Annotated in this window: 22 protein-coding genes and 2 tRNA genes; 13 read left to right on the forward strand and 11 right to left on the reverse strand. The window is 69.6% G+C overall.

Annotated features, from left to right (window positions below; genetic code table 11):
• Positions 1 to 190 precede the first annotated feature (190 nt).
• From AC1HC7_RS11915 to dapF, 5 genes are all read right to left on the reverse strand, one after another.
• Positions 191 to 1,090 (reverse strand): EamA family transporter, encoded by a 900-nt coding sequence (locus AC1HC7_RS11915; RefSeq protein ID WP_479497958.1) that lies wholly within the window; start codon positions 1,088 to 1,090, stop codon positions 191 to 193.
• 39 nt (positions 1,091 to 1,129) lie between these two features.
• Positions 1,130 to 2,305, reverse strand: coding sequence for a signal recognition particle-docking protein FtsY (gene ftsY / locus AC1HC7_RS11920; RefSeq protein WP_479497911.1), 1,176 nt, complete (start codon positions 2,303 to 2,305; stop codon positions 1,130 to 1,132).
• Positions 2,306 to 2,466: 161 nt separating this feature from the next.
• On the reverse strand, positions 2,467 to 3,048 hold the full coding sequence (locus tag AC1HC7_RS11925; RefSeq protein WP_479497910.1) for an HdeD family acid-resistance protein: 582 nt from the start codon (positions 3,046 to 3,048) through the stop codon (positions 2,467 to 2,469).
• A gap of 176 nt (positions 3,049 to 3,224) precedes the next feature.
• Positions 3,225 to 4,529 carry a tRNA (N(6)-L-threonylcarbamoyladenosine(37)-C(2))-methylthiotransferase MtaB gene (mtaB, locus tag AC1HC7_RS11930; protein ID WP_479497909.1) on the reverse strand — a complete coding sequence of 435 codons (1,305 nt, stop codon included), beginning with the start codon at positions 4,527 to 4,529 and terminating at the stop codon, positions 3,225 to 3,227.
• Positions 4,526 to 5,386, reverse strand: coding sequence for a diaminopimelate epimerase (gene dapF / locus AC1HC7_RS11935; protein ID WP_479497908.1), 861 nt, complete (start codon positions 5,384 to 5,386; stop codon positions 4,526 to 4,528). Before dapF ends, mtaB begins: the two co-directional genes overlap by 4 nt.
• A gap of 224 nt (positions 5,387 to 5,610) precedes the next feature.
• Between dapF and AC1HC7_RS11940 the strand changes: the two genes are divergently transcribed.
• Together AC1HC7_RS11940 and AC1HC7_RS11945 are read left to right on the forward strand one after the other, a co-directional pair.
• Positions 5,611 to 5,686: transfer RNA gene (locus AC1HC7_RS11940), tRNA-Lys, on the forward strand.
• Positions 5,687 to 5,792: 106 nt separating this feature from the next.
• Entirely contained in the window at positions 5,793 to 6,005 is a 213-nt protein-coding gene (locus tag AC1HC7_RS11945; protein WP_479497907.1) for a hypothetical protein, read from the forward strand.
• On the opposite strand, the gene AC1HC7_RS11950 is transcribed toward AC1HC7_RS11945, so the two are convergent.
• A tRNA-Thr gene (locus AC1HC7_RS11950) sits at positions 5,984 to 6,058 on the reverse strand. The genes AC1HC7_RS11945 and AC1HC7_RS11950 overlap by 22 nt on opposite strands.
• A 1-nt stretch (position 6,059) precedes the next feature.
• Here AC1HC7_RS11950 and AC1HC7_RS11955 point away from each other — a divergent pair.
• From AC1HC7_RS11955 to AC1HC7_RS11965, 3 genes are all read left to right on the forward strand, one after another.
• Positions 6,060 to 6,419, forward strand: a complete 360-nt coding sequence (locus tag AC1HC7_RS11955; protein WP_479497906.1) for a hypothetical protein — start codon at positions 6,060 to 6,062, stop codon at positions 6,417 to 6,419.
• 161 nt (positions 6,420 to 6,580) lie between these two features.
• Positions 6,581 to 7,894: a UDP-N-acetylglucosamine 1-carboxyvinyltransferase gene (gene murA, locus AC1HC7_RS11960; protein WP_479497905.1), complete on the forward strand. Its 1,314-nt coding sequence runs from the start codon at positions 6,581 to 6,583 to the stop codon at positions 7,892 to 7,894.
• Positions 7,895 to 7,993: 99 nt separating this feature from the next.
• The gene (locus tag AC1HC7_RS11965; protein WP_479497904.1) at positions 7,994 to 8,473 is read left to right on the forward strand and encodes a DUF2948 family protein; all 480 of its coding nucleotides are present in this window, start codon (positions 7,994 to 7,996) and stop codon (positions 8,471 to 8,473) included.
• A gap of 123 nt (positions 8,474 to 8,596) precedes the next feature.
• Here AC1HC7_RS11965 and AC1HC7_RS11970 read toward each other — a convergent pair whose 3' ends face one another.
• Both AC1HC7_RS11970 and AC1HC7_RS11975 read right to left on the reverse strand, forming a co-directional pair.
• On the reverse strand, positions 8,597 to 9,919 hold the full coding sequence (locus AC1HC7_RS11970) for an aminotransferase class I/II-fold pyridoxal phosphate-dependent enzyme (RefSeq protein WP_479497903.1): 1,323 nt from the start codon (positions 9,917 to 9,919) through the stop codon (positions 8,597 to 8,599).
• Between the two features lie 223 nt (positions 9,920 to 10,142).
• On the reverse strand, positions 10,143 to 12,275 hold the full coding sequence (locus AC1HC7_RS11975) for a molybdopterin oxidoreductase family protein (RefSeq protein WP_479497902.1): 2,133 nt from the start codon (positions 12,273 to 12,275) through the stop codon (positions 10,143 to 10,145).
• A 234-nt stretch (positions 12,276 to 12,509) separates the two neighbouring features.
• Between AC1HC7_RS11975 and AC1HC7_RS11980 the strand changes: the two genes are divergently transcribed.
• Together AC1HC7_RS11980 and AC1HC7_RS11985 are read left to right on the forward strand one after the other, a co-directional pair.
• Positions 12,510 to 13,985 (forward strand): amidase, encoded by a 1,476-nt coding sequence (locus AC1HC7_RS11980; protein WP_479499048.1) that lies wholly within the window; start codon positions 12,510 to 12,512, stop codon positions 13,983 to 13,985.
• Positions 13,986 to 13,998: 13 nt separating this feature from the next.
• A complete protein-coding gene (locus AC1HC7_RS11985) occupies positions 13,999 to 14,889 on the forward strand; it encodes a DMT family transporter (RefSeq protein WP_479497900.1) in 891 nt (296 codons plus the stop codon).
• Between the two features lie 13 nt (positions 14,890 to 14,902).
• Here AC1HC7_RS11985 and AC1HC7_RS11990 read toward each other — a convergent pair whose 3' ends face one another.
• On the reverse strand, positions 14,903 to 15,751 hold the full coding sequence (locus AC1HC7_RS11990; protein ID WP_479497899.1) for a prephenate dehydratase: 849 nt from the start codon (positions 15,749 to 15,751) through the stop codon (positions 14,903 to 14,905).
• 186 nt (positions 15,752 to 15,937) lie between these two features.
• Here AC1HC7_RS11990 and AC1HC7_RS11995 point away from each other — a divergent pair, with 186 nt between their 5' ends.
• On the forward strand, positions 15,938 to 16,447 hold the full coding sequence (locus AC1HC7_RS11995) for a c-type cytochrome (RefSeq protein WP_479497898.1): 510 nt from the start codon (positions 15,938 to 15,940) through the stop codon (positions 16,445 to 16,447).
• A 114-nt stretch (positions 16,448 to 16,561) separates the two neighbouring features.
• On the opposite strand, the gene AC1HC7_RS12000 is transcribed toward AC1HC7_RS11995, so the two are convergent.
• Positions 16,562 to 17,386 (reverse strand): helix-turn-helix transcriptional regulator, encoded by an 825-nt coding sequence (locus tag AC1HC7_RS12000; RefSeq protein WP_479497897.1) that lies wholly within the window; start codon positions 17,384 to 17,386, stop codon positions 16,562 to 16,564.
• A gap of 244 nt (positions 17,387 to 17,630) precedes the next feature.
• Between AC1HC7_RS12000 and AC1HC7_RS12005 the strand changes: the two genes are divergently transcribed.
• The 5 genes from AC1HC7_RS12005 (at position 17,631) to purB (ending at position 25,003) form a co-directional block, all read left to right on the forward strand.
• Positions 17,631 to 19,520 carry an extracellular solute-binding protein gene (locus AC1HC7_RS12005; RefSeq protein WP_479497896.1) on the forward strand — a complete coding sequence of 630 codons (1,890 nt, stop codon included), beginning with the start codon at positions 17,631 to 17,633 and terminating at the stop codon, positions 19,518 to 19,520.
• 47 nt (positions 19,521 to 19,567) lie between these two features.
• Positions 19,568 to 20,758: a microcin C ABC transporter permease YejB gene (locus AC1HC7_RS12010; RefSeq protein WP_479497895.1), complete on the forward strand. Its 1,191-nt coding sequence runs from the start codon at positions 19,568 to 19,570 to the stop codon at positions 20,756 to 20,758.
• Positions 20,758 to 21,861 carry an ABC transporter permease gene (locus tag AC1HC7_RS12015; RefSeq protein WP_479497957.1) on the forward strand — a complete coding sequence of 368 codons (1,104 nt, stop codon included), beginning with the start codon at positions 20,758 to 20,760 and terminating at the stop codon, positions 21,859 to 21,861. Before AC1HC7_RS12010 ends, AC1HC7_RS12015 begins: the two co-directional genes overlap by 1 nt.
• Entirely contained in the window at positions 21,858 to 23,456 is a 1,599-nt protein-coding gene (locus tag AC1HC7_RS12020; RefSeq protein ID WP_479499049.1) for an ABC transporter ATP-binding protein, read from the forward strand. The genes AC1HC7_RS12015 and AC1HC7_RS12020 overlap by 4 nt, the downstream gene beginning before the upstream one ends.
• A gap of 242 nt (positions 23,457 to 23,698) precedes the next feature.
• The gene (purB, locus tag AC1HC7_RS12025) at positions 23,699 to 25,003 is read left to right on the forward strand and encodes an adenylosuccinate lyase (RefSeq protein WP_479497893.1); all 1,305 of its coding nucleotides are present in this window, start codon (positions 23,699 to 23,701) and stop codon (positions 25,001 to 25,003) included.
• Positions 25,004 to 25,271: 268 nt separating this feature from the next.
• Here purB and AC1HC7_RS12030 read toward each other — a convergent pair whose 3' ends face one another.
• Positions 25,272 to 25,457, reverse strand: a complete 186-nt coding sequence (locus AC1HC7_RS12030) for a CTP synthetase (protein WP_479497892.1) — start codon at positions 25,455 to 25,457, stop codon at positions 25,272 to 25,274.
• Between the last annotated feature and the right edge of the window lie 75 nt (positions 25,458 to 25,532).

The following is a 25,532-nucleotide window of genomic DNA, read 5'->3' on the forward strand; positions in this document are numbered from 1 at the left end:
TAACTTGAAAGACTAATTTGCAGGTAAGTTTTAGTTTCTATTCATTCACCAATTTTATTGACCGTTAACGCGCGACCCCGCCGAGGCGGGGGTCAGGACGTGAACCGGGGCTGAATTCGGGTCTGCGGGCCGCCGCACGGCGCGCGGCGCCGATCCGGGCGCGCGGCGAAGGTGAACGCAACCTGCGGATTCAGCCGAATTCAACCGCCAGCGCGCCCAGCGCGATCACCGCCATCAGCGCGGCGCGCACCGGGCCGACATTCTCCTTAAGGAACAGCCAGCCGATCAGCGCCGCGAAAATCACCGAGGTTTCGCGCAGGGCCGCCGCCTCGCCGACCTTGTCGAGCCGAGTCGCCAGCATCACCGCGCCGAAGCTGACGAAGGCGATCAGCGCCCCGACGACGCCCCGCGCCAGCAGCGGCGGCAGCGCCGGGGCGGCGCGCATGCGCCGCCAGCGGATCGTCGCGATGATCGGAAACGCCCAGCCGTCGATCACGAAAAACCAGACCAGAAAGCTCAGCGGATCCAGCGCCAGCCGGATGCCCCAGGCGTCATAGGTGGTGTAGGCGGCGATCATCAGCCCGGTCAGCCCCGCCAGCCCCAGCGCCGGCAGCATCGCCCGCGCCCCCAGCGGCGCCACCCGCAGATTGGCCGCCGCCAGCGCCATGATGCCGCCCGACAGCAGCGCCACGCCGCCCCATTGCCCGGGCGAAAAGCGTTCGCCGAACACGATCCCGGCCAACGCCACCGTAGCCAGCGGCCCGACGCCGCGCGCCACCGGATAGACCACCGTGTAGGCGCCGCGCGAATAGGCCATGGCCTGCAGCAGCTTGTAGACCATGTGCAGCGCCCAGGCGCCTGCCAGCGCCAGCCACAGCGCGCCCGACGGAAACGGCACGGCCAGCAGCGCCACGGGCAGCGCCGTCAGCGCGTAGCAGCCGTCGATGGCGCCCCGGGTCAGCCACGGGTCGTGGCGGCCTTTCTGCAGCGCCCCGAAGGCGGCGTGGGCGAAGGCCGACAGCAGCGCCAGCGCCAGCGCCGCGCGCGCCCCCGCCGCCGTGCCCTCGGCCGAGAGGATCCAGTCGCTCAGCATCGGCGGGCGATCGGGCCCGGATTGGCGCGGTCGCGCCTAGCCATCGGCGCCGGTGAGGGCGCGCGCGAAGTCCTGAGGATCGAAGGGCGCGAGATCGTCGATGCCCTCGCCGACGCCGATGGCGTGGATCGGCAGACCGAAACGATCCGCCAGCGCCACCAGCACGCCGCCCTTGGCGGTGCCGTCGAGCTTGGTCATCACCAGCCCCGACACGTCGGATATCTTCTGGAAGACCTCCACCTGGTTGAGCGCGTTCTGACCGGTGGTCGCGTCCAGCACCAGCAGCGTGTTGTGCGGCGCCGAAGGGTCCTTCTTGCGGATCACCCGCACGATCTTTTCCAGTTCCGCCATCAGGTCGGCGCGGTTCTGCAGCCGCCCGGCGGTGTCGATCAGCAGCAGATCGGCGCCGTCGGCCTCGGCCCTGGTCATGGCGTCATAGGCCAGCGAGGCGGGGTCCGAGCCCTCGGGCGCGGTCAGCACCGGCGCCCCGGCGCGCTCCCCCCAGATCTGGAGCTGTTCCACGGCGGCGGCGCGAAACGTGTCGCCGGCGGCGATCACCACCGATTTGCCCGCCGCCTTGAACTGCGCCGCGAGCTTGCCGATGGTGGTGGTCTTGCCGGACCCGTTCACCCCCACCACCAGCACCACCTGCGGGCGCTGCGCGCCCAGCGGCAGCGGCCGGGCGACGGGTTCGAGAATGGCGGCGATCTCCGCGGCCAGCAGCGCCTTGATCTCGCTGGCGGCAAGCTTCCTGCCGAACCGCCCTTCGGCCATGTTGGCGCAGACCCGCATGGCGGTTTCCACGCCCATGTCGGCGGTGATCAGCAGTTCTTCAAGCGATTCCAGCATGGAATCGTCGAGCGCGCGGCGCTTTTCGCCCCCCGCCCGGGCGCCGAGCAGGCGGCCCAGCAGGCCGGGGCGCTTTTCGCCGGGCGCGGGCGCCGGTCGGGACCCAGGGGCCGCGACGGCATCAGGCCCCGGTTCGGGGATCGGTTCGGGCGTCGGTTCGGGCGTTCGTGCGGGCCCCGGTTCGGGGATTGGTTCGGGCGTCGGTGCGGGGATCGGTGCGGGGATCGGTGCGGGGATCGGTTTTGGGTTCGATTCAGGCGGGGCCTCCGGCGCGTCGCCCTCGTCCAGAATCGCCTCCAGCCCCTGCTCGATCTTCGAGGAGGACCGGAACAGGCGGGATTTCAGTTTGTTGAAGAAGGACATCGCTGGCTCCGCGCTCGCTGGACCCCCGTCACATACAGGGCGCGACGGGCGGAGAAAAGACCCCGCCCCCGCCCCGCCCCCGCCCCGCGCGCCGACAAGGCGCGAGGGCGCAGGGGCGCGGGCGCAGGGGGCGGGGGCGCTGGGGGCGGATCCGTCGCGGCTCAGGCCTTGTCGCGCGCCGCCAGCGCCACGGACACCAGCGCCCAGCCCTCGATCATGAACGAGATGCCGGCGATGGTCCCCAGCAGCCACAGCGCCGAGCCCGGGAAGCTGACGAAGATCAACGCGCCGGCGATCAGCGCAACCACGCCGGCGAAGACCAGCCAGCCCCAGCCCTCGCGCGGGCGCATGCGCAGCCCGGCGACGATGCGCATGGCGCCCGACACCAGCAGCGAGGCCACCACGATCAGCGAAAACGCCACCAGCCCGGCCAGCGGCTGAAACAGGATCAGCAATCCGCCCAGCGCGTAGACCAGACCGATCAGCACATGGCCGAGGCCCTTTTCCCAGCCCTTGGCCTGAAAGGTCTGGATGATCTGCCCGGCGCCCGCGACCAGGAAAGCGGCCCCGATCCAGATGCTGACCGCGATCGAGGACAGCAACGGCGCCGCCACCGCAAGCACGCCCATGAAGATCAGCAGCGCGCCCAGCGCCAGCAGCCATTTCCAGTTGCGCGCGATGGCGGCGCGCATCTCCTGCGGCAGGGCGGCGTCAAGCGGGTCGTTTTCAGGGTTGGCGTTCATCTGTTCAATCCTTGTCTGGCGCGCGCCGCACGGGCGGGCGCAAAGCGGTTGGAGATCCCTGGCCTTGCCCGGCGCCGCAACGCGGCCCGCGCGCCGCGCGTCGGCATCGATGGAAAAGGTTCAGGACTTGGTTGAACCCCACATGGAAACGGTCCTGCCTTGTTGCAACACCCGACTCAGGCGGCGCGAAGCCGCGCCCCCTCGACGCCCAGTATCCGCGCCTGCGAAATCTCGCCCACCGGGCGATCCGCCGCCAGCAGCACCTCGGCGAAGCCCTCGGTGCGGCCAAGGCGCGGCTTTTCCGTCAGCACCGACTGCACCCGGCCCCGCTGCGCCGCCAGATAGGCGGCGCGCGCCGCGTCGCCCGCGTCGCGCAGCCGCGCGGCGCGCGCCTTGACCTCGGCGCGATCCACCTGCGGCATGCGCGCGGCAGGGGTGCCGGCGCGGGCGCTGTAGGGAAACACGTGCAGCCAGGTGAGCCCGCATTCCGCCACCAGCTTCAGCGAATTCTCGAACATCGCCTCGGTTTCGGTCGGAAACCCGGCGATGATGTCGGCGCCGAACACGATGTCGGGGCGGGCGCGGCGCATGTCCTCGCAAAACCGGATGGCGTCGTCGCGCAGATGCCGCCGCTTCATGCGCTTCAGGATCATGTCGTCGCCGGCCTGCAGGCTGAGATGCAAATGCGGCATCAGCCGGGGCGAACCGGCGATGGCGTCGATCAGCGCCGGGTCCGCCTCGATGGAATCGATCGACGATATGCGCAGCCGCGCCAGATCCGGGACCAGCCGCAGGATCCGCTGCACCAGATCGCCCAGCGGCGGCTTGCCCGGCAGATCCGCGCCCCAGCTGGTCATGTCGACCCCGGTCAGCACCACCTCGCGATAGCCCCTGCCCGCCAGCCGGCGGATCTGTTCGACCACGACCCCCGCGGGCACCGAGCGCGAATTGCCCCGCCCATAGGGAATGATGCAGAAGGTGCAGCGATGGTCGCAGCCGTTCTGCACCTGCACATAGGCGCGAGCGCGGGTCCCGAACCCGTCGATCAGGTGGCCGGCGGTCTCGGTCGCGGCCATGATGTCGTCGACCTTTATCTTCTCGGTCTCGCCGATCAGGTCGGGGGGCCCCGGATCGCCCGCCGCCAGATCGCCCCAGACGCCGGCGCGCATCTTTTCAAGGTTGCCGATCACCCGATCGACCTCGGGCATGGCGGCGAAGGTCCGGGGTTCGGTCTGCGCCGCGCATCCGGTGACGATCAGCGTCGCGCCCGGATGCTCGCGGCGCAGCTTCCTGATCTGCTGGCGCGCCTGGCGCACCGCCTCGGCGGTCACCGCGCAGGTGTTGACGATCACCGCGCCGCGCAGACCGTCGCCCTGACCGGCGGCGTCGGCGGCGAGCTCCTTCATCGCCTCGGTCTCGTAGGCGTTGAGGCGGCAGCCGAAGGTGGCGAAGACCGGCGCGTCGGATGCGGGCCGGGTCATGCGGCGTTCTCCCCCAGCGCCCGCGCGACGAAATCCGCCGACAGCGCGCCCTCGAACACGTAGGCCACCGGCCCGGCCATGTGCACCCCGTCCCCGCGCCAGTCGATGTCCAGCGCGCCGCCGTCCAGCTCCACCACCGCGCGGCGCTCGCACAACCCGCGCCGCGCCGCCGCCGCCACCGCCGCGCAGGCCCCCGAACCGCAGGCCAGCGTCACCCCCGCGCCCCGCTCCCAGACCCGCATGCGCAGGCGGTCGCGGGCGAGGATCTGCACGAATTCCACATTGGTTCCCTCCGGGAACAGCGCGTGGCGCTCGATGGCGGGGCCGAGGGTCTCGACAGGCGCGGCCCCGGACTCATCGACGAAGAACACGCAATGGGGGTTGCCCATGCCGACCGCCCCCGGCGCCCCGTCGATGGACAGCCGCGCCGTGTCTTCGGGGCCGGCAAGGGGGATGTCGCGCCAGTCAAGCTCCGGCGCCCCCATGTTCACCGAGATCAGCCCGTCGGCGCGGCGCGCGCAGGCCAGCACCCCGCGCGCCGTGCGCAGACGGATGGTCCTGGCCCCGGTCCCGCGCATCAGCAGGTCGGCGACGCAGCGCGTGGCGTTGCCGCAGGCGCCGGCGACGCCGCCGTCGGGGTTCCAGAAGATCACCCGCGCGGCCTCGTCGGAGGCGCCCGGGTCGCGGATCTCGGCGATCTGGTCAAAGCCGACGCCCCTGTGGCGATCGCCAAGCGCGCGCGCCAGGGCCGGCGTCACCGACGGCCCGCCCCCGCGCCCGTCGATCACCACGAAATCATTGCCAAGCCCGTGCATCTTGCGAAACGGCAACCCGGAATATGCGCGCTGTTCGGTCATGAGCGGCTGTATACCCGCGCCGGCGCCGCAAGGTCCAGTGACCGGAGAGAAATCCTCTTGACCATTCCCGGCGGCCCGCTTAGACACCGCCACGGTCGGACGCGTCGCCCCGCCGGCGGCTTCGCAGGAAAGGCGCGCCCCGATCCACGCCCCGCAACCGCCCGCCCCGCTCGGGTTTTCGGCTGCCGGGACCAGCGGCTTCCGCGCCGCCGCGAAGATGAGATGGGCCGTTAGCTCAGTTGGTAGAGCAGCTGACTTTTAATCAGCGGGTCGCAGGTTCGAATCCTGCACGGCTCACCATTTTATCAATGACTTGGCAGGAATTGAGAGGTCGATTTTTGAACCACTACGATTTGGGGCGGCGCCCAGGGGAACAGAAGAATTTTTTCTGAATGATCGACAAGAGTTGAAGCGGCAACTGAACGAGCGCCTGTTCGGGCGGGATCGGGTGGTGGTTGACAGTCCCGGCAAGGGGATTGCCGCAAGCGCCGTCAAAAGCCTTTCCGACGCCGTCAAGGCCGCCGGTCGGCGGACCGCGCGCGAATACGCATTGCGAGCGAGGCTCCGACCAGGTTTTTCTTTTAGATATCAGATGGATGGTGCCGCAGGAGAGAATTGAACTCTCGACCTCTCCCTTACCAAGGGAGTGCTCTACCTCTGAGCTACTGCGGCGTTGAAACGGGCTTTTACCGGATCGGGCGGCAAGCGCAAGACCTATCTGGACCCTTGCCGCCGCGAAAGCTATGCAAGGCGCATGAGCAATGACCAAAAGCCCGCGACCGACGCCCGGGCCCAAGCCAAGGCGAAACGCATGGCCGAGGCCCTGCGCGCCAATCTGCGGCGGCGCAAGGATCAGGGGCGGGCCCGGCGGGCGGCGGACGCGACGCCCGACGCAACCGCCGCCCCAGCCCCCGACGCAACGCCCGACGCAACGCCCGACGCAACGCCTGACCCGACGCCCGACGCAAAACCCCGCGCAAGGCCCGACGCAAACCCCGCCCCCGCGCCGGACAGCGACGAAGACGCCGGCTGACCCCCCCCTCTCTCTCTCTCCCTCTGCGCGAAACCGCCCCCCGCGCGCCCCGAAACCGCCCCGCATCGCCGCGCCCCGGTCATTGAACCGCCCCGGTTTCAACGCTAGACCGACCGCGGCGGGAGAAACCCGAAAACCAATAAAACCGAAAGAGGCGGCGGATGGACAGGATCGTTATTCAGGGCGGCGCGCCGCTTCACGGGGAAATCCCCATCAGCGGGGCAAAGAACGCCTGCCTGACGCTGATGCCGGCCGCCCTGCTCACCCACGAGCCGCTGACGCTGACCAACGCGCCGCGCCTCGCCGACATCGCCACCATGACCGACCTGCTCGCCTCGCTGGGCTGCGAGGTCGCCGCCCTGCAGCAGGGCCGGGTGCTGGTCATCGGCGCCGAACGCATCGCCAACCACAAGGCGGATTACGAGATCGTGCGCAAGTTCCGCGCCTCGATCCTGGTGCTCGGGCCGATGCTGGCGCGCGACGGCCACGCCGTGGTTTCGCTGCCCGGCGGCTGCGCCATCGGCGCCCGCCCGGTGGATCTGCACCTCATGGCGCTGGAGGCCCTGGGCGCAAGGCTCGACCTGCGCGACGGCTATGTGCACGCCGCCACCTCCGGGCTGAAAGGCGCGGTGGTCGATTTCCCCGTGGTCTCGGTCGGAGCCACGGAAAACCTGCTGATGGCGGCGACCCTGGCGCGCGGCGCGACGGTGATCCGCAACGCCGCGCGCGAACCGGAAATCATCGACCTCGCCGCATGCCTCAACGCCATGGGGGCGCGAATCGAGGGGGCCGGGACCGGCGAGATCATCGTCGAGGGCGTCGACGCCCTGCACGGCGCCACCCACCCGGTGATCGCCGATCGCATCGAGCTTGGCACCTACATGCTCGCCCCCGCCATCACCGGCGGCGAGGTGGAGCTGATCGGCGGCGCCCGCCACCTGGTCGCCGCGCTCTGCGACAAGCTCGAAGCGGCCGACATCGCGGTCGAGGACACGCCCCGCGGCCTCAAGGTGCGCCGCCGCAACGGCCGGGTGAAGCCGCTGCACGTGATCACCGAACCCTTCCCCGGCTTTCCCACCGACCTGCAGGCCCAGCTCATGGCGCTGCTGACGCTGGCCGACGGGCAAAGCGTGCTGGAAGAACGCATCTTCGAAAACCGCTTCATGCACGCGCCGGAACTGATGCGCATGGGCGCGCGGATCGACGTGCATGGCGGCGTCGCCACCGTCGCCGGCGTTGACAAGCTGCGCGGCGCGCCGGTGATGGCCACCGACCTGCGCGCCTCGGTCAGCCTGATCCTCGCCGGGCTGGCGGCGGAGGGCGAAACCGTGGTCAGCCGGGTCTATCACCTGGATCGCGGCTATGAGCGGGTGGAGGAAAAGCTGTCCGCCTGCGGCGCCCATATCGAACGCCTTTCCGACCCCGCGGCGGCGCAGGAATCCGACGACGACCCCGCCCCCCCGCAGGCCGGCTGACCGCCCGCCGCGCGCCCCGCCGCCGCGATGGACCTTGCGCCGCCCCCTCCCCCCGGCCTATCTCAGTGGATCGATGGCGAGGCCCAGGCGGAGACCGGCATGACTGACGCGACATTCGAATCGGGCGGCGAGTCTCCGCTGCGGCTGCTGGCCGAGACCCCGGGCGACGTCGAGGTGATCTCCGCCTTGCTGCAGGACGCCGTCGGGCGCAGCGGCGACGCCGCCTGGCTGAGGGGCCGCCGCCGTTTCGCGCTGTTTCTCAACCGTTTCCGCTGGGAAGACCGCGACCGGGCCGAGTCCGGCAAGCGCCCCTATGAACGCGTGCGCGCGGTGCTGATGATCGAGAACGCGGGCGCGGTGCGCGCCGCGGGCCTGTCCCCCGCCGATCCCGACCAGGTGCTGAGCGTGCTGAGCATCGCTTTCGAACCGGGCGAGGACGCCGAGGGCGTGGTGCGCATCGTGCTGTCGGGCGACGGCGAGATCGCCGTGGATGTCGAATGCCTCTCCATGACCCTCGAAGACGTCACCCGCCCCTACGCCGCCCCCTCGGGCAAGGCCCCCGCGCATCCCGTCGATTGAGGGTTGCTCCGCCGCCCGGCGCGGCCCGGCGGCTGCGTCGCGCATCCCGCCTGCCGCTGCGCCCGCGAATCGCCGCGCCGGCGTGACCGCCGGTTCGCCAAAGGCGCCTGAGTCCGCCGCCCCTCAGGCGATCACGTAGCGCATCTCGGAAAATCCCGCGCGCAGCGCCGCCGTCTCCGCCGCCAGCGTCTCCGGCGCGTCCGACCCAAGCGCCCGGGCCACCAGATCGGCGAGCCCCGGCATGTCCTCCGGCCCCATCCCCCAGCGCACCAGTTCCGGCGTGCCGAAGCGCAGCCCGTTCATGTCGCCCGGCGCCGGCGCGACGGGCAGCCCGATGCCGCAGGCCAGAAACCCCGCCTTGCGCAGCTTTTTCGAGGCCGCCTGACCGCCGCCCCAGCGCGCCGCCTCCAGCGCGAACTGATGCGACCGGGTGAACCCCCGCGCCGCCGCGAACACGGGCAGCCCCGCCCCCGCCAGCGCCTCGGCGAAGGCCTTCGCCGTCGCGACCATCGCCGCCGCATAGGCCGCGCCATGTTCGCGCCAGTCCAGCATGCTCACCGCCAGCGCCGCCGATTTCGCCGCGTCGAAATTCGCCGTCATGCCCGGAAACGCGATGGCGTCGAGCCGTTGCGCCAGATCCGCGTCATTGCTGACGATCAGCCCGCCCGCCGGGCCGCCGAGGCTCTTGTAGGTGCTCATGGTCATCAGATGCGCGCCTTGGGCCAGCGGATCCGGCCAGGCGCCTCCGGCGATGATCCCGCATTGATGCGCGGCGTCGAACAGCAGCAGCGCCCCGACCTCGTCGGCGATGGCGCGGATCTCCGCCACCGGATGCGCAAACAGGTTGAGACTGCCGCCGATGGTGATCAGCTTCGGCCCCACCCGCCGCGCCAGCGCGCGCAAGGCGTCGAGATCGACGCTGTAGCCGTCCGCATCCACCGGCGCCGGGTGGATTTCAAGCCCGTAAAGCCCGGCGCAGCCGGCGGCGTGATGGGTGACATGGCCGCCGATCGCGGCCGGCGGCGCGATGATCGCGTCTCCGGGCCGGCAGGTCGCCATGAAGGCGTAAAGGTTGCACATCGCCCCCGAGGCGACGCGGATCTCCGCATAGCGCGCGCCGAAAACCTCGGCGCACAGCTCCGCGGCGATCACCTCGATCTCCTCGATCGCCTCCAGCCCGGTTTCGTATTTGTCGCCGGGATAGCCCAGCGACGGGCGGCCGCCGATGCCCGAGGCCAGCAGCGCCTCGGCGCGCGGATTCATCACGTTGGTCGCGGGGTTGAGGTTGAAGCAGTCGCGTTCGTGGATCTCGCGGCTGCGCGCCGCCAGCGCCGCGACGCGATCGGCCAGCGCGGCGCTGTCGCTCGCGGCGGCGGCGGCGGCGATGCGCGACACCAGCGCCTCGCTCGGCGCGGGAACCCAGGGGCGGCGGTGCAGGGCGGTCATGGCACGGGTCTCCGGCGGATTTTTCGGGCGCCGCCGCGTCCCGGACCCGATCCGGGACCGCGCGGCGGCGCGACCATGCGACATCCCGCCCACCATCGGCGCCATCCGCCCCCGGCGCAAGCCGAAATCCAACCCCCCGGCGCAAGCCGAAATCCGCCCCCCGGCGCAAGCCGAAATCCAACCCCCGGCGGCGCCCGATCCCCAACCCGGAGCGAACCTGGCTTCAGACCGGCTTCAACCACACCTTCGCGTCATGAAACGCCGCCCCGCCATAGGGCGCCACCGGGTCGGCGCCGGTCAGGGTGTTGATCCCCTTGCCGCCCGCATGGGCGTGGTTGGGCCAGATGCTCTCGGCGATCACCACGCCGCGCCTGACCCCGTCGAACAGCGTCGCCGTCAGGCGGATTTCGCCGCGCGCGTTGCCCATGGCCAGCGCGTCGCCCTCCTCCAGCCCCAGCGCCGCCGCGTCCGCCGGGTGGATCATCAGCGCCGGCCCCTTCTCGCGGCGCAGCGAGCCCGGGGTCTCGGTGAACGTCGAATTCAGGAAATGCCGCGCCGGGCTGGTGGCGAGCCGGAACGGACATTCGCAATCCGCATCCTCGATCACCGCCCAGTGGTCGGGCAGTTCGGGCATCTCCGCCCAGGGCCCCACCGGCCCGGCATTGGGAAACGGGGTGTTCGGCCAGTCCGGCCTGAAGCGAAACTTGCCGTCGGGAAACGCGAAGCCGTCAAGGAAATGCGCCGCGCGCCAGTCCGGCTGCACATCCATCCAGTTCACCGATTCCAGCGCCGCCAGGTCGCCATGCCCCGAGGCCGCGAGCGTGCGGTCGATCACCTCGCGCGCGCTCATCTCGAACCCCGGATGCGCGGCCCCGAGCCGGCGCGCCAGATCGCACAGCATGTCGTGGTTGGACCGGCATTCCCCCGGCGGCTCGATCAGCTTGCCGCCGAAGGACACGTATTGATGTCCGCCCCCCTGATACAGGTCGTCATGTTCCAGAAACTGCGTCGCCGGCAGCACGATGTCGGCCCATTGCGCGGTCTCGGTCATGAACTGTTCGTGCACCGCGGTGAACAGATCCTCGCGCGCGAATCCCCGGCGCACCAGGTCCTGTTCGGGCGCCACCGACACCGGGTTGGTGTTCTGGATCAGCAGCGCGGTGACCGGCGGGCCGCGGCGCAGCGCCTCGGCGTCGCCGGTCAGCACCCGGCCGATCTGGGACTGGTCCAGCACGCGCACCCCGGGGTCGCGCAGATCCAGCCCCTCGATCAGCGTCTTGTCCCAGTGATAGATGCCGCCATTGTTGTGAAAGGCGCCGCCGCCGCGATGCCGCCAGGCGCCGGTGACCGCCGGGATGCACAGCGCCGCATGCATGTTCACCGCGCCGTTGCGCTGACGGGTCATGCCGTAGCCCAGCCGGAAGAACGTGCGCGCGGTGCCGCAGACCAGCGCCGCGAAATCCTCGATCTCGGTCACCGACAGCCCGGTGATCGCCGCCGCCCATGCCGGGTCGCGGCGCGCCAGATGCGCCTCCAGCGCCTCGGGCGCATCGGTGTAGCGGGCCATGTAGTCGCGATCGGCGTATCCGTCGCGAAACGCCACATGCATCGCCGCGCAGGCCAGCGCCCCGTCCGTGCCCGGGCGCAGCACCAGCGGCATGTCGGCCTGCGCCACGGTGGCGTTGCGGTAGATGTCGATGACCACGATCCTGGCGCCCCGCGCCTTGCGGGCGGCCAGCGCGTGCTGCATCAGGTTGACCTGCGTGTGCACCGGGTTGGTGCCCCAGATCACCACGCAGTCCGATTCGCGCATCTCGCGCGGGTCGACCCCGGCCACCTTGCCGGTCCCGGCGCTGAACCCGGTGTTGGAGATCACCGAGCAGATCGACGAATGCTGCCCCGAATACCCCTTGGCGTGGCGCAGCCGGTGGATGCCGTCGCGCATCAGCAGCCCCATGGTCCCGGCGAAGAAATACGGCCACACCGCCTCGGCGCCATGGGCGGCCTCGGCGGCGTCGAAGCGCGCCGCGATCTCGTCCAGCGCCTCGTCCCAGCCGATCCGCTCGAAGCGCCCGGCGCCCTTGGGCCCGACCCGGCGCAGCGGATGGGTGACCCGGTCGGGATGGTGGATGCGCTCGGCGTAGCGCGCCACCTTGGCGCAGACCACCCCGGCGGTGTAGTCCTGCGACTTCGCCCCGCGCACCCGCCCGATGCGCCGCCCGTCGATCACCTCCACGTCAAGCGCGCAGGTCGAGGGGCAGTCATGCGGGCAGGTCGAGGGCAGCCGCGCCGTCGCGCCGGATTTCGCGTCGGTCGAATCCTCGGGGCGGACGGGCGGCTTCATGCGAGCGTTCATGGCGCGGCGCTCCTGGGGCGGGGTGGCTGCTGTCCCGCGCATCCAAGCAGGGTTTGCGCCGGAGTCCAAGCGCATTCGAGGCGCCCCCCCGCCCCTCTTCCGCAGGCCGCGTCCCCATCCTGGCGCCGCCAACCCGGCGCCCCCCGCACGCCCTCTCCCGGCGCCCCTTGACTGCGCGCATGATCCGGCCCGAAGCTGCGCGCCCCACCGCATGCCCGCGCCAGGAGCCGCCCCATGACCAACCCCCCGCCCCCGGCCCCCCAGGCGCCGGACGCCGTCACCGCCCTGCCGGCCCACGAAATCTCGCGCCGGATCGCCGCGCGCGAAATGTCCTGCGCCGAGGTCATGGCCGCGCATCTCGCCCAGATCGCCCGCCTCAACCCCGCCTTCAACGCCGTCATCTCGCTGCGCGACGACGACGCCCTCATGGCCGAGGCAAGCGACGCCGACGCGGCGCTGGCGCGCGGCGACCGGCGCGGCTGGCTGCACGGCATGCCCATCGCGATCAAGGATCTCGCCGAAACCGCCGGCCTGCGCACCACCTACGGATCCCCCCTGTTCGCCGATTTCATCCCCGACTCCGACAACCTGATGGTGGCGCGCATCAAATCCGCCGGGGCCATCGTCATCGGCAAGACCAACACCCCGGAATTCGGCTACGGCTCGCAAAGCTACAACCGCGTGCACGGCGCCACCGGCTGCGCCTACGACCCGACGCGCACCGCGGGCGGCTCGTCCGGCGGCGCGGCGGCGGCGCTGGCGCTGCGCATGGTCCCCATCGCCGACGGCAGCGACATGATGGGCTCGCTGCGCAACCCGGGCGCCTTCAACAACGTCTACGGGCTGCGGCCCAGCTGGGGCCGCGTGCCCAACGCCGGCGCGCCCGAACTCTACATGAACCAGCTCGCCACCGAGGGCCCCATGGGGCGCAGCGTGAAGGACGTGGCGCTGCTGCTCGACACGCTCTCCGGCCCGCATCCCGGCGCGCCGCTGGCCCTGCCCGCGCCGGGCGAAAGCTTCGCCGCCGGGCTGGATCGCGATCTCAAGGGGCTGAAAATCGGCTGGATCGGCGACTGGCAGGGCCGCTACGCCATGGAAAACGGCATCGAGCCGCTGTGCCGCGAGGCCCTGCGCATGTTCGAATCCCTCGGCTGCATCGTCACCGACCTGACCCCGGATTTCGACCCCGAGCGGCTCTGGACCTCCTGGCTCGCCCTGCGCCAGTTCGCCATCGGCGGCAAGTTCGCGCCGCTGCTGGCGGACCCCGGAAAACGCGCCGAACTGAAGCCCGAGGCCCTGTGGGAGGCCGAGCGGGGTCTCGCCGCCAGCGCGCTCGACATCCACCGCGCCTCGGCGGACCGCTCCGACTGGCATCGCTGCCTGATCGGCCTGTTCGAGGATTTCGACGCGCTGGCCCTGCCCTCGGCGCAGGCGTTTCCGTTTGACATCGACACCCACTGGCCCAGCGAGATCGCCGGGCGAAAGATGGACACCTACCACCGCTGGATGGAGGTCGTCATCCCCGGATCCCTGTCCGCCTGCCCGTCGATCAACATTCCCGTCGGCTTCAACGCCGCCGGCCTGCCCATGGGCATGCAGCTGATCGCCCCGCCCCGAAACGACCGCCTGGCGCTGCAATTCGCCGCCGGGCATGAGGCCGCGACCCGCTGGAGCGACCGCCTTCCCCCGATCCTGGGCGGCCCGTCTTGAAACGGCGCCCGGATTGACGGACAGCCCCGCAAGCACGCCGGCGCAGAACATGCGCGGGGCGGGGTTGATGGCCCTGTCCATGGCCGGGTTCGTCGCCAATGACACGCTGATCAAGCTGGTCTCGACGGAGCTGCCGCTGTTTCAGGCGGTGTTCCTGCGCGGGCTGGCGGCGACGCTGCTGCTGGGGCTGCTGGCCTGGCGGCGCGAGGCGCTGACCCGGCCCTCGCGCCGCGACCTGCGGGTGCCGGGCTGGCGCTCGCCGGGCGAACTCGGCGGCACGATCTGCTACCTCAACGCGCTGTTCCACATGCCCATCGCCAACGCCACCGCGATCCTGCAGGCGATGCCGCTGGCCATCACCCTCGCCGCGGCCCTGTTCCTGCGCGAAGCCGTCGGCTGGCGGCGCTGGTCGGCGATCCTCGCGGGGTTCGCCGGGGTGCTGGCCATCGTGCGCCCGGGGGCCGAGGCCTTCGACGCCTACGCGCTTTGGGCGCTGGCGGCGGTGGGGTTCATGACCCTGCGCGATCTGGCCACCCGCCGCCTGTCCCCGGCGATGCCGTCGCTGTTCGCGGCGCTGGTCGCCTCGGGCGTGATCGCGGTCATGAGCGGCCTCGCGGCGGCGACCCTGGACTGGCGCCCGGTCAGCGGCCGCGCGCTCGCCGCGCTCGGGGTCGCGGCGCTCTGCATCGTCATCGGCTACCTGTTCATCATCATGGCCATGCGCAGCGGCGACATCGGCTTCGTGGCGCCGTTCCGCTACCTGATCCTGCTGCTGGCGCTGGTCATCGGCGTGGCGGTGTTCGACGAGATCCCCGACGCCGCCTCGCTGTCGGGCGCCGCGGTGGTGGTCGCCGCCGGCTACTACGCCTTCCGCCGCGAACGCCGCCTCGCCCGCCCCGACTGACGGCGCGCCGGCCTCAGCCGATCTGCTCGCGATAGGGATGCGCCGGATACACGCCCAGAATCTTGATGCTGGAGGTGAAGAACCCCAGCTCGTCCATCGCCAGCTGCACCGACCGGTCGTCCGGGTGGCCCTCGATATCGGCGTAGAACTGGGTCGCGGTGAACGACCCGTTGACCATGTAGCTTTCCAGCTTGACCATGTTGACGCCGTTGGTGGCGAAACCGCCCATGGCCTTGTAAAGCGCGGCGGGCACGTTGCGCACCTGGAACACGAAGGTGGTGAGCACCCGCGGCGTCCCCGGCTCCGCCTCGATGCGCTGGCGCGAGGCGATCAGAAACCGCGTGGCGTTGTGGGAATTGTCCTGGATGTCGTCGGCCAGCGCCTCCAGCCCGTGGATCTGGCCCGCCAGTTCCGAGGCCAGCGCCGCGCGCGACCTGTCGCCCTCGGCGGCGACCTGCATCGCCGACCCGGCGGTGTCCGCCCCGGTCACCGGCTTGATGCCGCGCCGCTTCAGGAAATCCCGGCACTGGCCCAGCAGCACCGTGTGGCTCTGGGCGGTCTTGATCTGCTCCAGCGTCGCGCCGGGCACCCCCAGCAGCTGGATGCGCACCGGCACGAAGGTCTCGTCGATGATGAACAGCCCGGATTCGGGCAGCAGCGAATGGATGTCCGCCACCCGCCCATAGGTGGAATTCTCCACCGGCAGCATGGCGAGCCTGGCCTCCCCCGACTTCACCGCCGCGAACACCCCCTCGAAGGTCTTGCAGGGCAGCGGCGTCATGTCGGGGCGCGCCTCGACGCAGGCCATGTGCGAATAGGCGCCCGGTTCGCCCTGGAAGGCGATTTTCTCGGTCTTGGTCATGGCGGCGGTCGCCCCTTGCGTTCGAAAGCCGGACGGGCGGGGCGTGGTCCCGGCGCCCCGCAGGATCAGGTTTCGTCAATCGGTCGCGCTTATACGACTTGCAGGCGAGAACGGGAAGCGGCTAAAAGCCTAGCCAGACCTGCGGGGGCGCACCCCGCCGTTGGAACAGATGAGGGCCCGCCAGTCATGGACTCGATGGAAATCAACAAGATCGTCGGCGCCGCCGTGGGCGCGCTGCTTGTGTATCTCGGCGCGACTTTCTTCGCCGAACTGATTTTCTTTGGCCCCGAATCCGACGAGGAGCACGCCTACGCCTATGCGGTCGAGGTCGAGGAAAACGCCGGCGACGCCGCCGCGCCCGAGGAAGTCGCCTTCGCCGACCTGCTCGCCCAAGCGGATCCGGCCAAGGGCGCAAAGACCTTCGGCAAGTGCAAGGCCTGCCACAAGCTCACCGGCGCCGACGCCACCGGGCCGCATCTGAACGGCGTGGTCGGGCGGCCCATGGGCGCGATCGAGGGCTTTGGCTATTCCGACGCCATCGCCGGCAAGGGCGAGGACTGGACCCCCGAGAATCTCGACGCCTTCCTGACCAAGCCGAAGGCCTTCGCGCCGGGCACCAAGATGACCTTCGCCGGGCTGAAGAAACCCCAGGACCGCGCCAATCTGGTGGCCTATCTGCAAACCTTCAGCGAATAGCCCCGCCGCACGCGGCAATGAAAAACCGGCCGCGCCCAGGGCGCGGCCGGTTTCTTTTGTTCGCCTGACACTCGTCGCCCCGCCGGGGCCCGGCGCCCCCGCAGGGGCGCTCGCTCAGGGGTCGATCAGCCCAAAGCCCAACGCGTAGCTCAGCGCCTGATCGCGGGTGCGCGCGCCCAGCCGCGCCTTGGCCGAGGTGATCTGGTTGCGGATGGTCTTTTCCGACTTGCCGAACTGCTCGGCGATCTTTTGCGGCCGCAGCCCCTTGGCCAGCGCGTTCATCACCGCGATCTCGCTCGGGGTCAGCCGCGACACCCGGCTGGAGATCACGTCCTGCACCGTCAGATCCTTCAACAGCACCGCCGCGATGCGCGCCAGCCAGGCGGTGCGCCAGAATTGCGATTCAAACGCCTCCGAGGTCATCCCCGCCGGGCCCGACACCGACAGATAGGCGCGAAACATCGACCCGGGGGACGCGGTGGGGATGGTGGCGCCGCAGGTCACCCCGTGGGACAGCAGGTTGTCGATCACCTCGCGCCGCTTGTCGCCGCCCTCGTCGCTGTCGGGGTTGCGGTAGTATTCGGCCCAGGTGAACGGCTTGCTGTCGCGATAGGCGCGGTTGGCGATCGGATCGCCGTCCAGCAGCCCCGCATGCATGTGGCATTCGGTGACCGGGGTCAGCGCGCCGCGCATGGCCACCGACTCGCAGCAGATCTCCTCGCCCTCGCGAAACAGCGCCCCGAACACGAAGCCGGAATAGCCCAGGCTCTCCAGCAGCGTCGCGAAACGCTCCATGCAGCCCGAAAGCTTGCCGCTTTCGCTCAGGTCCCGCAGCGCCGCCAAGGCGAACATCGCCTGCGCCGAGGGATCGTCGGAAGGTATGGCGTCGGCGTCGGGCAGAAAATTCGGCAGAAAGCCGGCGCGTGAATAGGAGCTCATGCAGCGCCCCGCGATTAAAATTTCGGAAAACCGGTCGAAACGCTCGGCAGCGAATTAATACCCCGTTTATCATAGGCCGATTTGGGCGCCGCGCAAGTCTCGTCTGGCAATGGCCATGCGTTAAGTTGACGTTCATATCATGCCGACCCGCGGTCACGCTTGCGCCATGCGCCTTGAAACCGGCCCCGTCGCATCTTATCGATTTGAAGCGACGCCCACGCGCCGCCGCAACCGGAGACACCGCATGACAGGCCGCCCGACGACCCGCCGCCGATCGTTCTCGCTTCCCGGCGCCGCGCGCGGCGCAATCGCCGCCGCCCTGCTGGCGTTCTTCGCCCCCGCCGCCATGGCGCAGGGCGACGACGTCACCGTCGCCCATGGCATTTCAAGCTTCGGCGACCTGCGCTACCCCGCCGATTTCCCGCATTTCGACTACGTCAACCCCGACGCGCCCAAGGGCGGGCTGTGGTCGGGGCGGGGCACCGGGGCCTCGGGCACCTTCGACAGCCTCAACCCCTACATCCTCAAGGGGGAGCCGGCGCAGGGGCTCGGCGCCACCTTCGACAGCCTGCTCGCCGGCTCGGCGGACGAGGCGGACAGCGCCTACGGGCTGATCGCCAGCACGATCGAATACCCCGCCGACCGCTCCTGGGTCATCTTCAACCTGCGCCCCGAGGCGCGGTTTTCCGACGGATCCAAGCTCACCGCCGAAGATGTCAAATTCACCTATGAGATTCTGCGCGACAAGGGCGCCCCCGGCATCCGCCTGCGCATGCGCGACATCGCCTCGGTCGAGGTGCTCGACCCCTACCGCATCAGATTCGCCTTCACCCCGGGCAAGCCGACCCGCGACCTGCCCGCCTTCGCCGGCGGCCTGCCGGTGATGTCCAAGGCATGGTGGTCCACCCGCGACTTCGCCGAATCCTCGCTGGAACCGATCCTCGGCTCCGGGCAATACATCGTCGAGGACGCCAAGCCCGGGCGCTCCATCACCTACCGCCGCCGCGACGACTACTGGGGCAAGGACCTGCCGGTGAACGTCGGCACGGGCAATTTCGACCGCATCCGCTATGAATATTTCAAGGATTCCACCGCCGCCTTCGAAGCCTTCAAGGGCGGCGGCTTTCTGTTTCAGGAGGAATTCTTTTCCAAGATCTGGGCCACCGGCTATGATTTCCCCGCCATCGAAAAAGGCTGGGTGAAGCGCGAAACGCTGCCCGACGGCCGCCCCTCGGGCACCCAGGGCTTCTGGTTCAACATGCGCCGCGACCAGTTCAAGGACCCCCGGGTGCGCGAGGCCATCAGCCTCGGCTTCGATTTCGAATGGTCCAACGAAAAGCTGTTCTACGGGCTCTACAAGCGCACCGACAGCTTCTTTGAAAACTCGCCGCTGGAGGCCAAGGGAAAGCCCTCGCCCGCCGAACTGGCGCTGCTCGAACCGCTCGCCGCCGACCTGCCCCCCGGGGTGCTCACCGACGAGGCGTATTCGCCCCCGGTCTCCAACGGCTCGGGGTCCGACCGCAAGCTGCTGCGCCGGGCCATGAAGCTGCTTGACGCGGCCGGCTGGAAGATCGTCGACGGCATGCGCCGCAACGCCGAGGGCAAGACCCTGACCATCGAATTCCTCGACGACAGCCCCACCTTCCAGCGCATCATCGGGCCCTTCGTGGCCAACCTGCGCAAGATGGGCATCGACGCCAGCCTGCGCATCGTCGATCAGGCCCAGTATCAGGCGCGCCAGAAGGAATTCGACTACGACATCGTCCCCGGCCGCTTCGTCATGTCCCTGACCCCGGGGCCGGAACTCTACAACCTGTTCGGCTCGGTCAGCGTCGACCAGCCCAGCACCCCGAACCTCGCCGGCGTGTCCAGCAAGGCGGTGGACGCGCTCATCAACCATCTGGTCAGCGCCAGGACCCGGGATGAACTGCTCACCGCCGCGCGGGCGCTCGACCGGACCCTGCGCGCCATGCATATCTGGACCCCCAACTGGTACAAGGGCAGCCACACCATCGCCTATTGGGACGTGTTCGGCCGCCCGGCGAAAAAGCCGCCCTATGCGCGCGGCGTGCTCGGGCTCTGGTGGTGGGACGCGCAAAAAGCCGCGAAGCTCGAAGCCGAGGGCGCCCTGTGACCGCCGCCCGCATTCCCGCCGGGGCCCGTCCCGGGGGTCGTCGCTGAATGGCGCCCTACATCCTCCGCCGCGTGCTGCTGATGATCCCCACCCTGCTGGGGATCATGCTGCTGAATTTCGCGGTCATCCAGTTCGCCCCCGGCGGGCCGGTGGAACAGATCATCGCCCAGCTCACCGACGCCTCCAGCGCCACCGACCGCTTCACCGGCGGCGGCGGCGGCGATGCGGGGGGCGGCGTCGCCAGCGGCGCCCAGGGGGCCGGGGCGGACAGCCAGTACAAGGGCTCCCAGGGGCTCGACCCGGATTTCATCGAGGACCTGCGCCGCCAGTTCGGCTTCGACAAGCCCCCCCTAGAACGCTTCCTCGGCATGATCTGGAACTACCTGCGCTTCGATTTCGGCGAAAGCTATTTTCGCTCCATCTCGGTCATCGACCTGATCCTCGAAAAGATGCCGGTGTCGATCTCGCTGGGGCTCTGGACCACGCTGCTGGCCTACATGGTCTCGATCCCGCTGGGCATCCGCAAGGCGGTGCGCGACGGTTCGCGATTCGACGCCTGGACCTCCGGGGTGATCGTGATCGGCTACGCCATCCCCGGCTTCCTGTTCGCGGTGATGCTGCTGATCTTCTTCGCCGGCGGCAGCTATTTCCAGTGGTTCCCGCTGCGCGGGCTGCTGTCGGACGGGTTGCAGGCGGGGGTCTGCGCGCCGCTCGACTTCACCGGCTGGATGTTCGGCTTCCTGCCGTCCTGGCGGCTCAACGAAGGCTTCGAACTGGTCCGATGCGCGACCGTGGTGGCCCCCGACTACCTCTGGCACATCGTCCTGCCGGTGCTGGCCATGGCGATCTCGGGCTTCGCCACCCTGACCCTGCTGACCAAGAATTCCTTTCTTGACGAGATCAAGAAGCAATACGTGGTCACCGCCCGCGCCAAGGGCCTGACCGAACGCGCCGTGCTCTACGGCCACGTGTTCCGCAACGCCATGCTGATCGTGGTGGCCGGGTTTCCCGGGGCGATCATCTCGATCTTCTTCACCGGCTCCTTCGTCATCGAGATCGTGTTCTCGCTGGACGGGCTCGGCCTGCTCGGGTTCGAAAGCATCGTCAACCGCGACTATCCGGTGGTGTTCGGCACCCTGTTCCTGTTTTCCCTGATGGGCATGGCGGTCAAGCTGATCTCCGACCTCACCTATGTGTGGATCGACCCGCGCATCGATTTCGAAACCCGCCAGACATGATCAGGCTCGACACGCTCCAGCGCCGCCGATGGGACAGCTTTTGCGCCAACAAGCGCGGATTCTGGTCCCTGTGGCTGTTCCTCGCGCTGCTGACGATTTCGCTGTTCGCGGAATTCGTCGCCAATGACAAGCCGCTCTGGGTGACCTATCGCGGCGAGACCTCGTTCCCGATCTTCGAATTTCTCCCCGAGACCGCCTTTGGCGGCGATTTCGAAACCGCGGCCGATTTCCGCTCCGTCGAGGTGCAATGCCTGATCCTCACCGGCGGGCTCGAAGACTGCTTCGACGACCCCGAGGGCCTGTCCGCGAAGATCAAGGCCGGCGAGCCGGTCGCCGGCGCGACCCCCGGCTCGGTGGTCTGGCCGCTGATCCCGTTTTCCTACAACACCATCAACTACAACGTGGCGCGCGCCCCCTCGCCGCCGGATTCCGTCAACTGGCTCGGCACCGACGACCAGGCCCGCGACGTGCTGGCAAGGGTGATCTACGGGTTTCGCATCTCGGTGCTGTTCGGGCTGGCGCTGACCGCGCTCAGCTCGGCGCTCGGCGTGCTGGCGGGGGCGGCGCAGGGCTATTTCGGCGGCTGGGTGGATCTGGTGTTCCAGCGGGTCGAGGAAATCTGGTCCTCCACCCCGGTGCTGTTCCTGATCATGATCATCGCCGCCATCATCACCCCCACCATCTGGTCGATGCTGATCCTGCTGGCGCTGTTCGGCTGGACCGCGCTGGTGGGCGTGGTGCGCGCCGAATTCCTGCGGGCGCGCAATTTCGAATACGTCCGCGCGGCGCGCGCGCTCGGGGTCGGCGACTGGACCATCATGTTCCGCCATCTGCTGCCCAACGCCATGGTGGCGACCCTGACCATGCTGCCCTTCATCCTCACCGGGTCGATCTCGACGCTGGCGACGCTGGATTTCATCGGCTTCGGCCTGCCGGTCAGCTACCCGTCGCTGGGCGATCTGGCGCTGCAGGGCAAGAACAACCTGCAGGCGCCCTGGCTCGGCTTCACCGCCTTCTTCACCTTCGCCATCATGCTGTCCCTGCTGGTCTTCGTGTTCGAGGCCGTGCGCGACGCCTTCGACCCGCGAAAGACCTTCCGATGACCGGCGACGACGACGCCCTGCTGCAGGTCCGCGACCTGTGCGTGCGCTTTCGCGGCCATGACGGCGACACCAGCGCCGTGCGCCATGTGAGCTTCGACATCCGCCGCGGCGAAACCCTGGCGCTGGTGGGCGAGAGCGGCTCGGGCAAATCCGTGACCGCGCTTTCCACCGTGTCGCTGCTGCCCGACAGCGCCGTCGTCACCGGGTCCGTGCGCTACGCGGGGACCGAGATGGTCGGCGCCCCGGAACGCGACCTGCGCCGGGTGCGCGGCAACGACATCAGCTTCATCTTCCAGGAACCGATGACCTCGCTGAACCCGCTGCACACGATCGAAAAGCAGCTTGGCGAGAGCCTGGCGCTGCATCAGGGCGTGCGCGGCGCGGCGGCGCGGCCGCGGATTCTGGAACTGCTCGACAAGGTGGGCATCCGCGACGCCGAAAGCCGGCTCGCCGACTACCCGCACCAGCTGTCCGGCGGCCAGCGCCAGCGGTTGTTTATCTCAATGGCGCTGCACAACGGCCCCGACCTGCTGGTGGCCGACGAACCGACCACGGCGCTCGACGTGACCATCCAGGCCCAGATCCTCGACCTGCTCAGGCAGCTGCAGCGCGACGAGGGCCTCGCCATGCTGTTCATCACCCATGATCTGGGCATCGTGCGGCGCATCGCCGACAAGGTCTGCGTGATGAAGGACGGCGAGATCGTCGAGGCCAAGACCGCCGCCGCCCTGTTCGCCGCCCCCGCGCATCCCTACACCCGGATGCTGCTGGCCGCCGAACCGACGGGCCGCCCCGACCCGGCGCCCGCGGACGGGGCCGAGATCCTGCGCACCGACGGGCTGCGGGTCTGGTTTCCGGTGCGCCGCGGGCTGATGCGCAAGGTCACGGGCCATGTGAAGGCGGTGAACGACGCCGCCATATCCGTGCGCGCCGGCGAAACCCTGGGCATCGTCGGCGAAAGCGGCTCGGGCAAGACCACGCTGGCGCTGGCGATCATGCGGCTGATCTCCTCGCAGGGTCCGATCACCTTTCTGGGGCGCGACATCCAGGGCCTGAAATCCAGCCAGCTGGCCCCGATCCGGCGCGAGATGCAGATGGTGTTCCAGGACCCGTTCGGCTCGCTGTCCCCGCGCATGTCGATCGAGCGCATCGTCGCCGAGGGGCTGGGCGTGCACGGTCTGCGCGACGGGCGCGAGCCGCGCGCGGCGGTGGCCGAGACGCTGGCCGAGGTCGGGCTCGACCCCGACCTGATGGACCGCTACCCCCATGAATTCTCCGGCGGCCAGCGCCAGCGCATCGCCATCGCAAGGGCGATGATCCTGAAGCCCAGGCTGCTGGTGCTGGACGAACCGACCTCGGCGCTCGACATGACCGTGCAGGTGCAGATCGTCGATCTGCTGCGCGACCTGCAGAAATCGCACGGGCTGGCCTATCTGTTCATCAGTCACGACCTGCGGGTGGTGCGGGCCATGAGCCACAAGGTGGTGGTGATGCGGGCCGGCGACATCGTGGAACAGGGCGACGGCGACGCGGTGTTCGACTCCCCGCAGACCGACTACGCCCGCACCCTGCTGAAGGCCGCGCTGGAGTCCTGACCCCGCCGGCGCCCGAAACGCCGGCCCCGGGCGCGGGTCGAGCCATCCCCGCGCAGGCGGGCCTGCGCCTCGGGCAAGCCCGAGCAAAATGCTGCGCATTTTGGGGGATGGCGGGCGTCGCGCCCGAATTTCGCCGCTGGCGCGCCGGGCAGACGCCGCTTGCGGCGCCGCGCTCGCTTGCATCGGCGGGACCCGCTTGCTACCTCGCGGCCAGGCTTCGCTGCAAGCATGAGGACGCGCCGATGATCCCCCGCTATTCCCGCCCCGAGATGGCCGCCATCTGGACCCCGGAATCCAAATTCCGCATCTGGTTCGAGATCGAGGCCCATGCCTGCGACGCGCAGGCCGAACTCGGCGTGATCCCGAAGGAAGCCGCAGAAGCGGTCTGGAAAGCGCGCGACGTGGAATTCGACGTGGCCCGCATCGACGAGATCGAGCGCGAGGTGAAGCACGACGTCATCGCCTTCCTCACCCATCTGGCCGAGCATGTGGGCGAGCAGGCGCGTTTCGTGCATCAGGGCATGACCTCGTCGGACATTCTGGACACCTGTTTCAGCGTGCAGCTCGCCCGCGCCGCCGATATCCTGATCGCCGACATGGACGCGCTGCTCGCCGCGCTCAGGCGCCGCGCCTTCGAACACAAGGACACGGTGACCATCGGCCGCTCCCACGGCATTCATGCCGAGCCGGTGACCTTCGGGCTGAAGATGGCCCAGGCCCATGCGGAAATGGCGCGCAACCGCGCCCGTCTGGTCGTCGCGCGGCGCGAAATCGCCACCTGCGCCATTTCCGGCGCCGTGGGCACCTTCGCCAATATCGATCCGGCCGTCGAGGCCCATGTGGCCGCGCAGATGGGGCTGGAGGTGGAGCCCATATCCACGCAGGTGATCCCACGCGACCGCCACGCGGCGTTCTTCTGCGCGCTGGGCGTCGTCGCCAGTTCGGTGGAGCGCATCGCCACCGAGATCCGCCACCTTCAGCGCACCGAGGTGCTGGAGGCCGAGGAGTGTTTTTCGCCCGGGCAGAAGGGGTCGTCGGCCATGCCCCACAAGCGCAACCCGATCCTGACCGAAAACCTCACGGGGCTGGCCCGGCTGGTGCGCGGCTTCGCCATGCCGGCGATGGAGAACGTGGCGCTCTGGCATGAGCGCGACATCTCCCATTCCTCGGTCGAGCGGATGATCGGGCCGGACGCCACGGTGACGCTGGATTTCGCGCTGGCCCGCCTGACCGGGGTGATCGACAAGCTGCTGGTCTATCCGCAGAACATGCTCGACAACATGAACAGGTTTCGCGGCCTGATCCATTCGCAGCGGGTGCTGCTGGCGCTGACCCAGAAGGGCGTGAGCCGCGAGGACGCCTACCGGCTGGTGCAGCGCAACGCCATGAAGGTCTGGGAAGACGGCGCGGATTTCATGGCTGAATTGAAGGCCGATCCGGAGGTGTCGGCGGCGCTGAGCGACGCCGAGATCGAGGAAAATTTCGATCTCGCCTACCACACCAGGCAGGTGGACACGATTTTCGCCCGGGTGTTCGGCGACACCTGATCGCCCGCCGCCGGCGTGACACCTGATCGCCCGCCGCCGGCGTGACGCCTGATCGCCCGCCGCCTTTGCGAGCGTCAAGACCCGCGCGACGGCGCCTGTGGGCGGCGGCGGCGACGAAAAGCCGTCTCCGCGCAGGCATGCCTGCGCCGCGAGGGGAACCCTCGCGTGAAACGGGCTTGCCCGTTTCAGGAGACGGCGGGCGCGGCGCTGCAGCCCATGGGCCGGGACGCGTCGCCGGGTCGGGTCGGTTTTCGGGTCGGATCGGGGGTCAGTCGGCGGTGATCCTGCGGGTCACCTCCCAGGCGAGGGGGATGGCGAGCGCGGCGCCAAGCAGCGCCGCGACCAGGATGCTGACGGCGGCGCCGAAAGCCGGGACCACCAGCCAGCCGGTGACGAACATGCCGGCCATGGTGGGGCCGGCCATGGCGTAGATGATCGAAAACAGGCGATACATCGGAGTCTCCTCTCGAACAGGAACGAGGCATTCAAGCATGCATTCGCCCCCGCCGCCTTGATCCCGATCAACAGG

The sequence above is a fragment of the Oceanicella sp. genome (genome assembly GCF_056449545.1).

Bases quoted from the DNA above. Each gene is read 5' to 3' on its own strand.
- ftsY (WP_479497911.1), bottom strand. From the start codon at position 2,305: ATGTCCTTCTTCAACAAACTGAAATCCCGCCTGTTCCGGTCCTCCTCG.
- AC1HC7_RS11925 (WP_479497910.1), bottom strand. From the start codon at position 3,048: ATGAACGCCAACCCTGAAAACGACCCGCTTGACGCCGCCCTGCCGCAG.
- mtaB (WP_479497909.1), bottom strand. From the start codon at position 4,529: ATGACCCGGCCCGCATCCGACGCGCCGGTCTTCGCCACCTTCGGCTGC.
- dapF (WP_479497908.1), bottom strand. From the start codon at position 5,386: ATGACCGAACAGCGCGCATATTCCGGGTTGCCGTTTCGCAAGATGCAC.
- murA (WP_479497905.1), top strand. From the start codon at position 6,581: ATGGACAGGATCGTTATTCAGGGCGGCGCGCCGCTTCACGGGGAAATC.
- AC1HC7_RS11965 (WP_479497904.1), top strand. From the start codon at position 7,994: ATGACTGACGCGACATTCGAATCGGGCGGCGAGTCTCCGCTGCGGCTG.
- AC1HC7_RS11970 (WP_479497903.1), bottom strand. From the start codon at position 9,919: ATGACCGCCCTGCACCGCCGCCCCTGGGTTCCCGCGCCGAGCGAGGCG.
- AC1HC7_RS11975 (WP_479497902.1), bottom strand. From the start codon at position 12,275: ATGAACGCTCGCATGAAGCCGCCCGTCCGCCCCGAGGATTCGACCGAC.
- AC1HC7_RS11980 (WP_479499048.1), top strand. From the start codon at position 12,510: ATGACCAACCCCCCGCCCCCGGCCCCCCAGGCGCCGGACGCCGTCACC.
- AC1HC7_RS11990 (WP_479497899.1), bottom strand. From the start codon at position 15,751: ATGACCAAGACCGAGAAAATCGCCTTCCAGGGCGAACCGGGCGCCTAT.
- AC1HC7_RS11995 (WP_479497898.1), top strand. From the start codon at position 15,938: ATGGACTCGATGGAAATCAACAAGATCGTCGGCGCCGCCGTGGGCGCG.
- AC1HC7_RS12000 (WP_479497897.1), bottom strand. From the start codon at position 17,386: ATGAGCTCCTATTCACGCGCCGGCTTTCTGCCGAATTTTCTGCCCGAC.
- AC1HC7_RS12005 (WP_479497896.1), top strand. From the start codon at position 17,631: ATGACAGGCCGCCCGACGACCCGCCGCCGATCGTTCTCGCTTCCCGGC.
- AC1HC7_RS12010 (WP_479497895.1), top strand. From the start codon at position 19,568: ATGGCGCCCTACATCCTCCGCCGCGTGCTGCTGATGATCCCCACCCTG.
- AC1HC7_RS12020 (WP_479499049.1), top strand. From the start codon at position 21,858: ATGACCGGCGACGACGACGCCCTGCTGCAGGTCCGCGACCTGTGCGTG.
- purB (WP_479497893.1), top strand. From the start codon at position 23,699: ATGATCCCCCGCTATTCCCGCCCCGAGATGGCCGCCATCTGGACCCCG.
- AC1HC7_RS12030 (WP_479497892.1), bottom strand. From the start codon at position 25,457: ATGTATCGCCTGTTTTCGATCATCTACGCCATGGCCGGCCCCACCATG.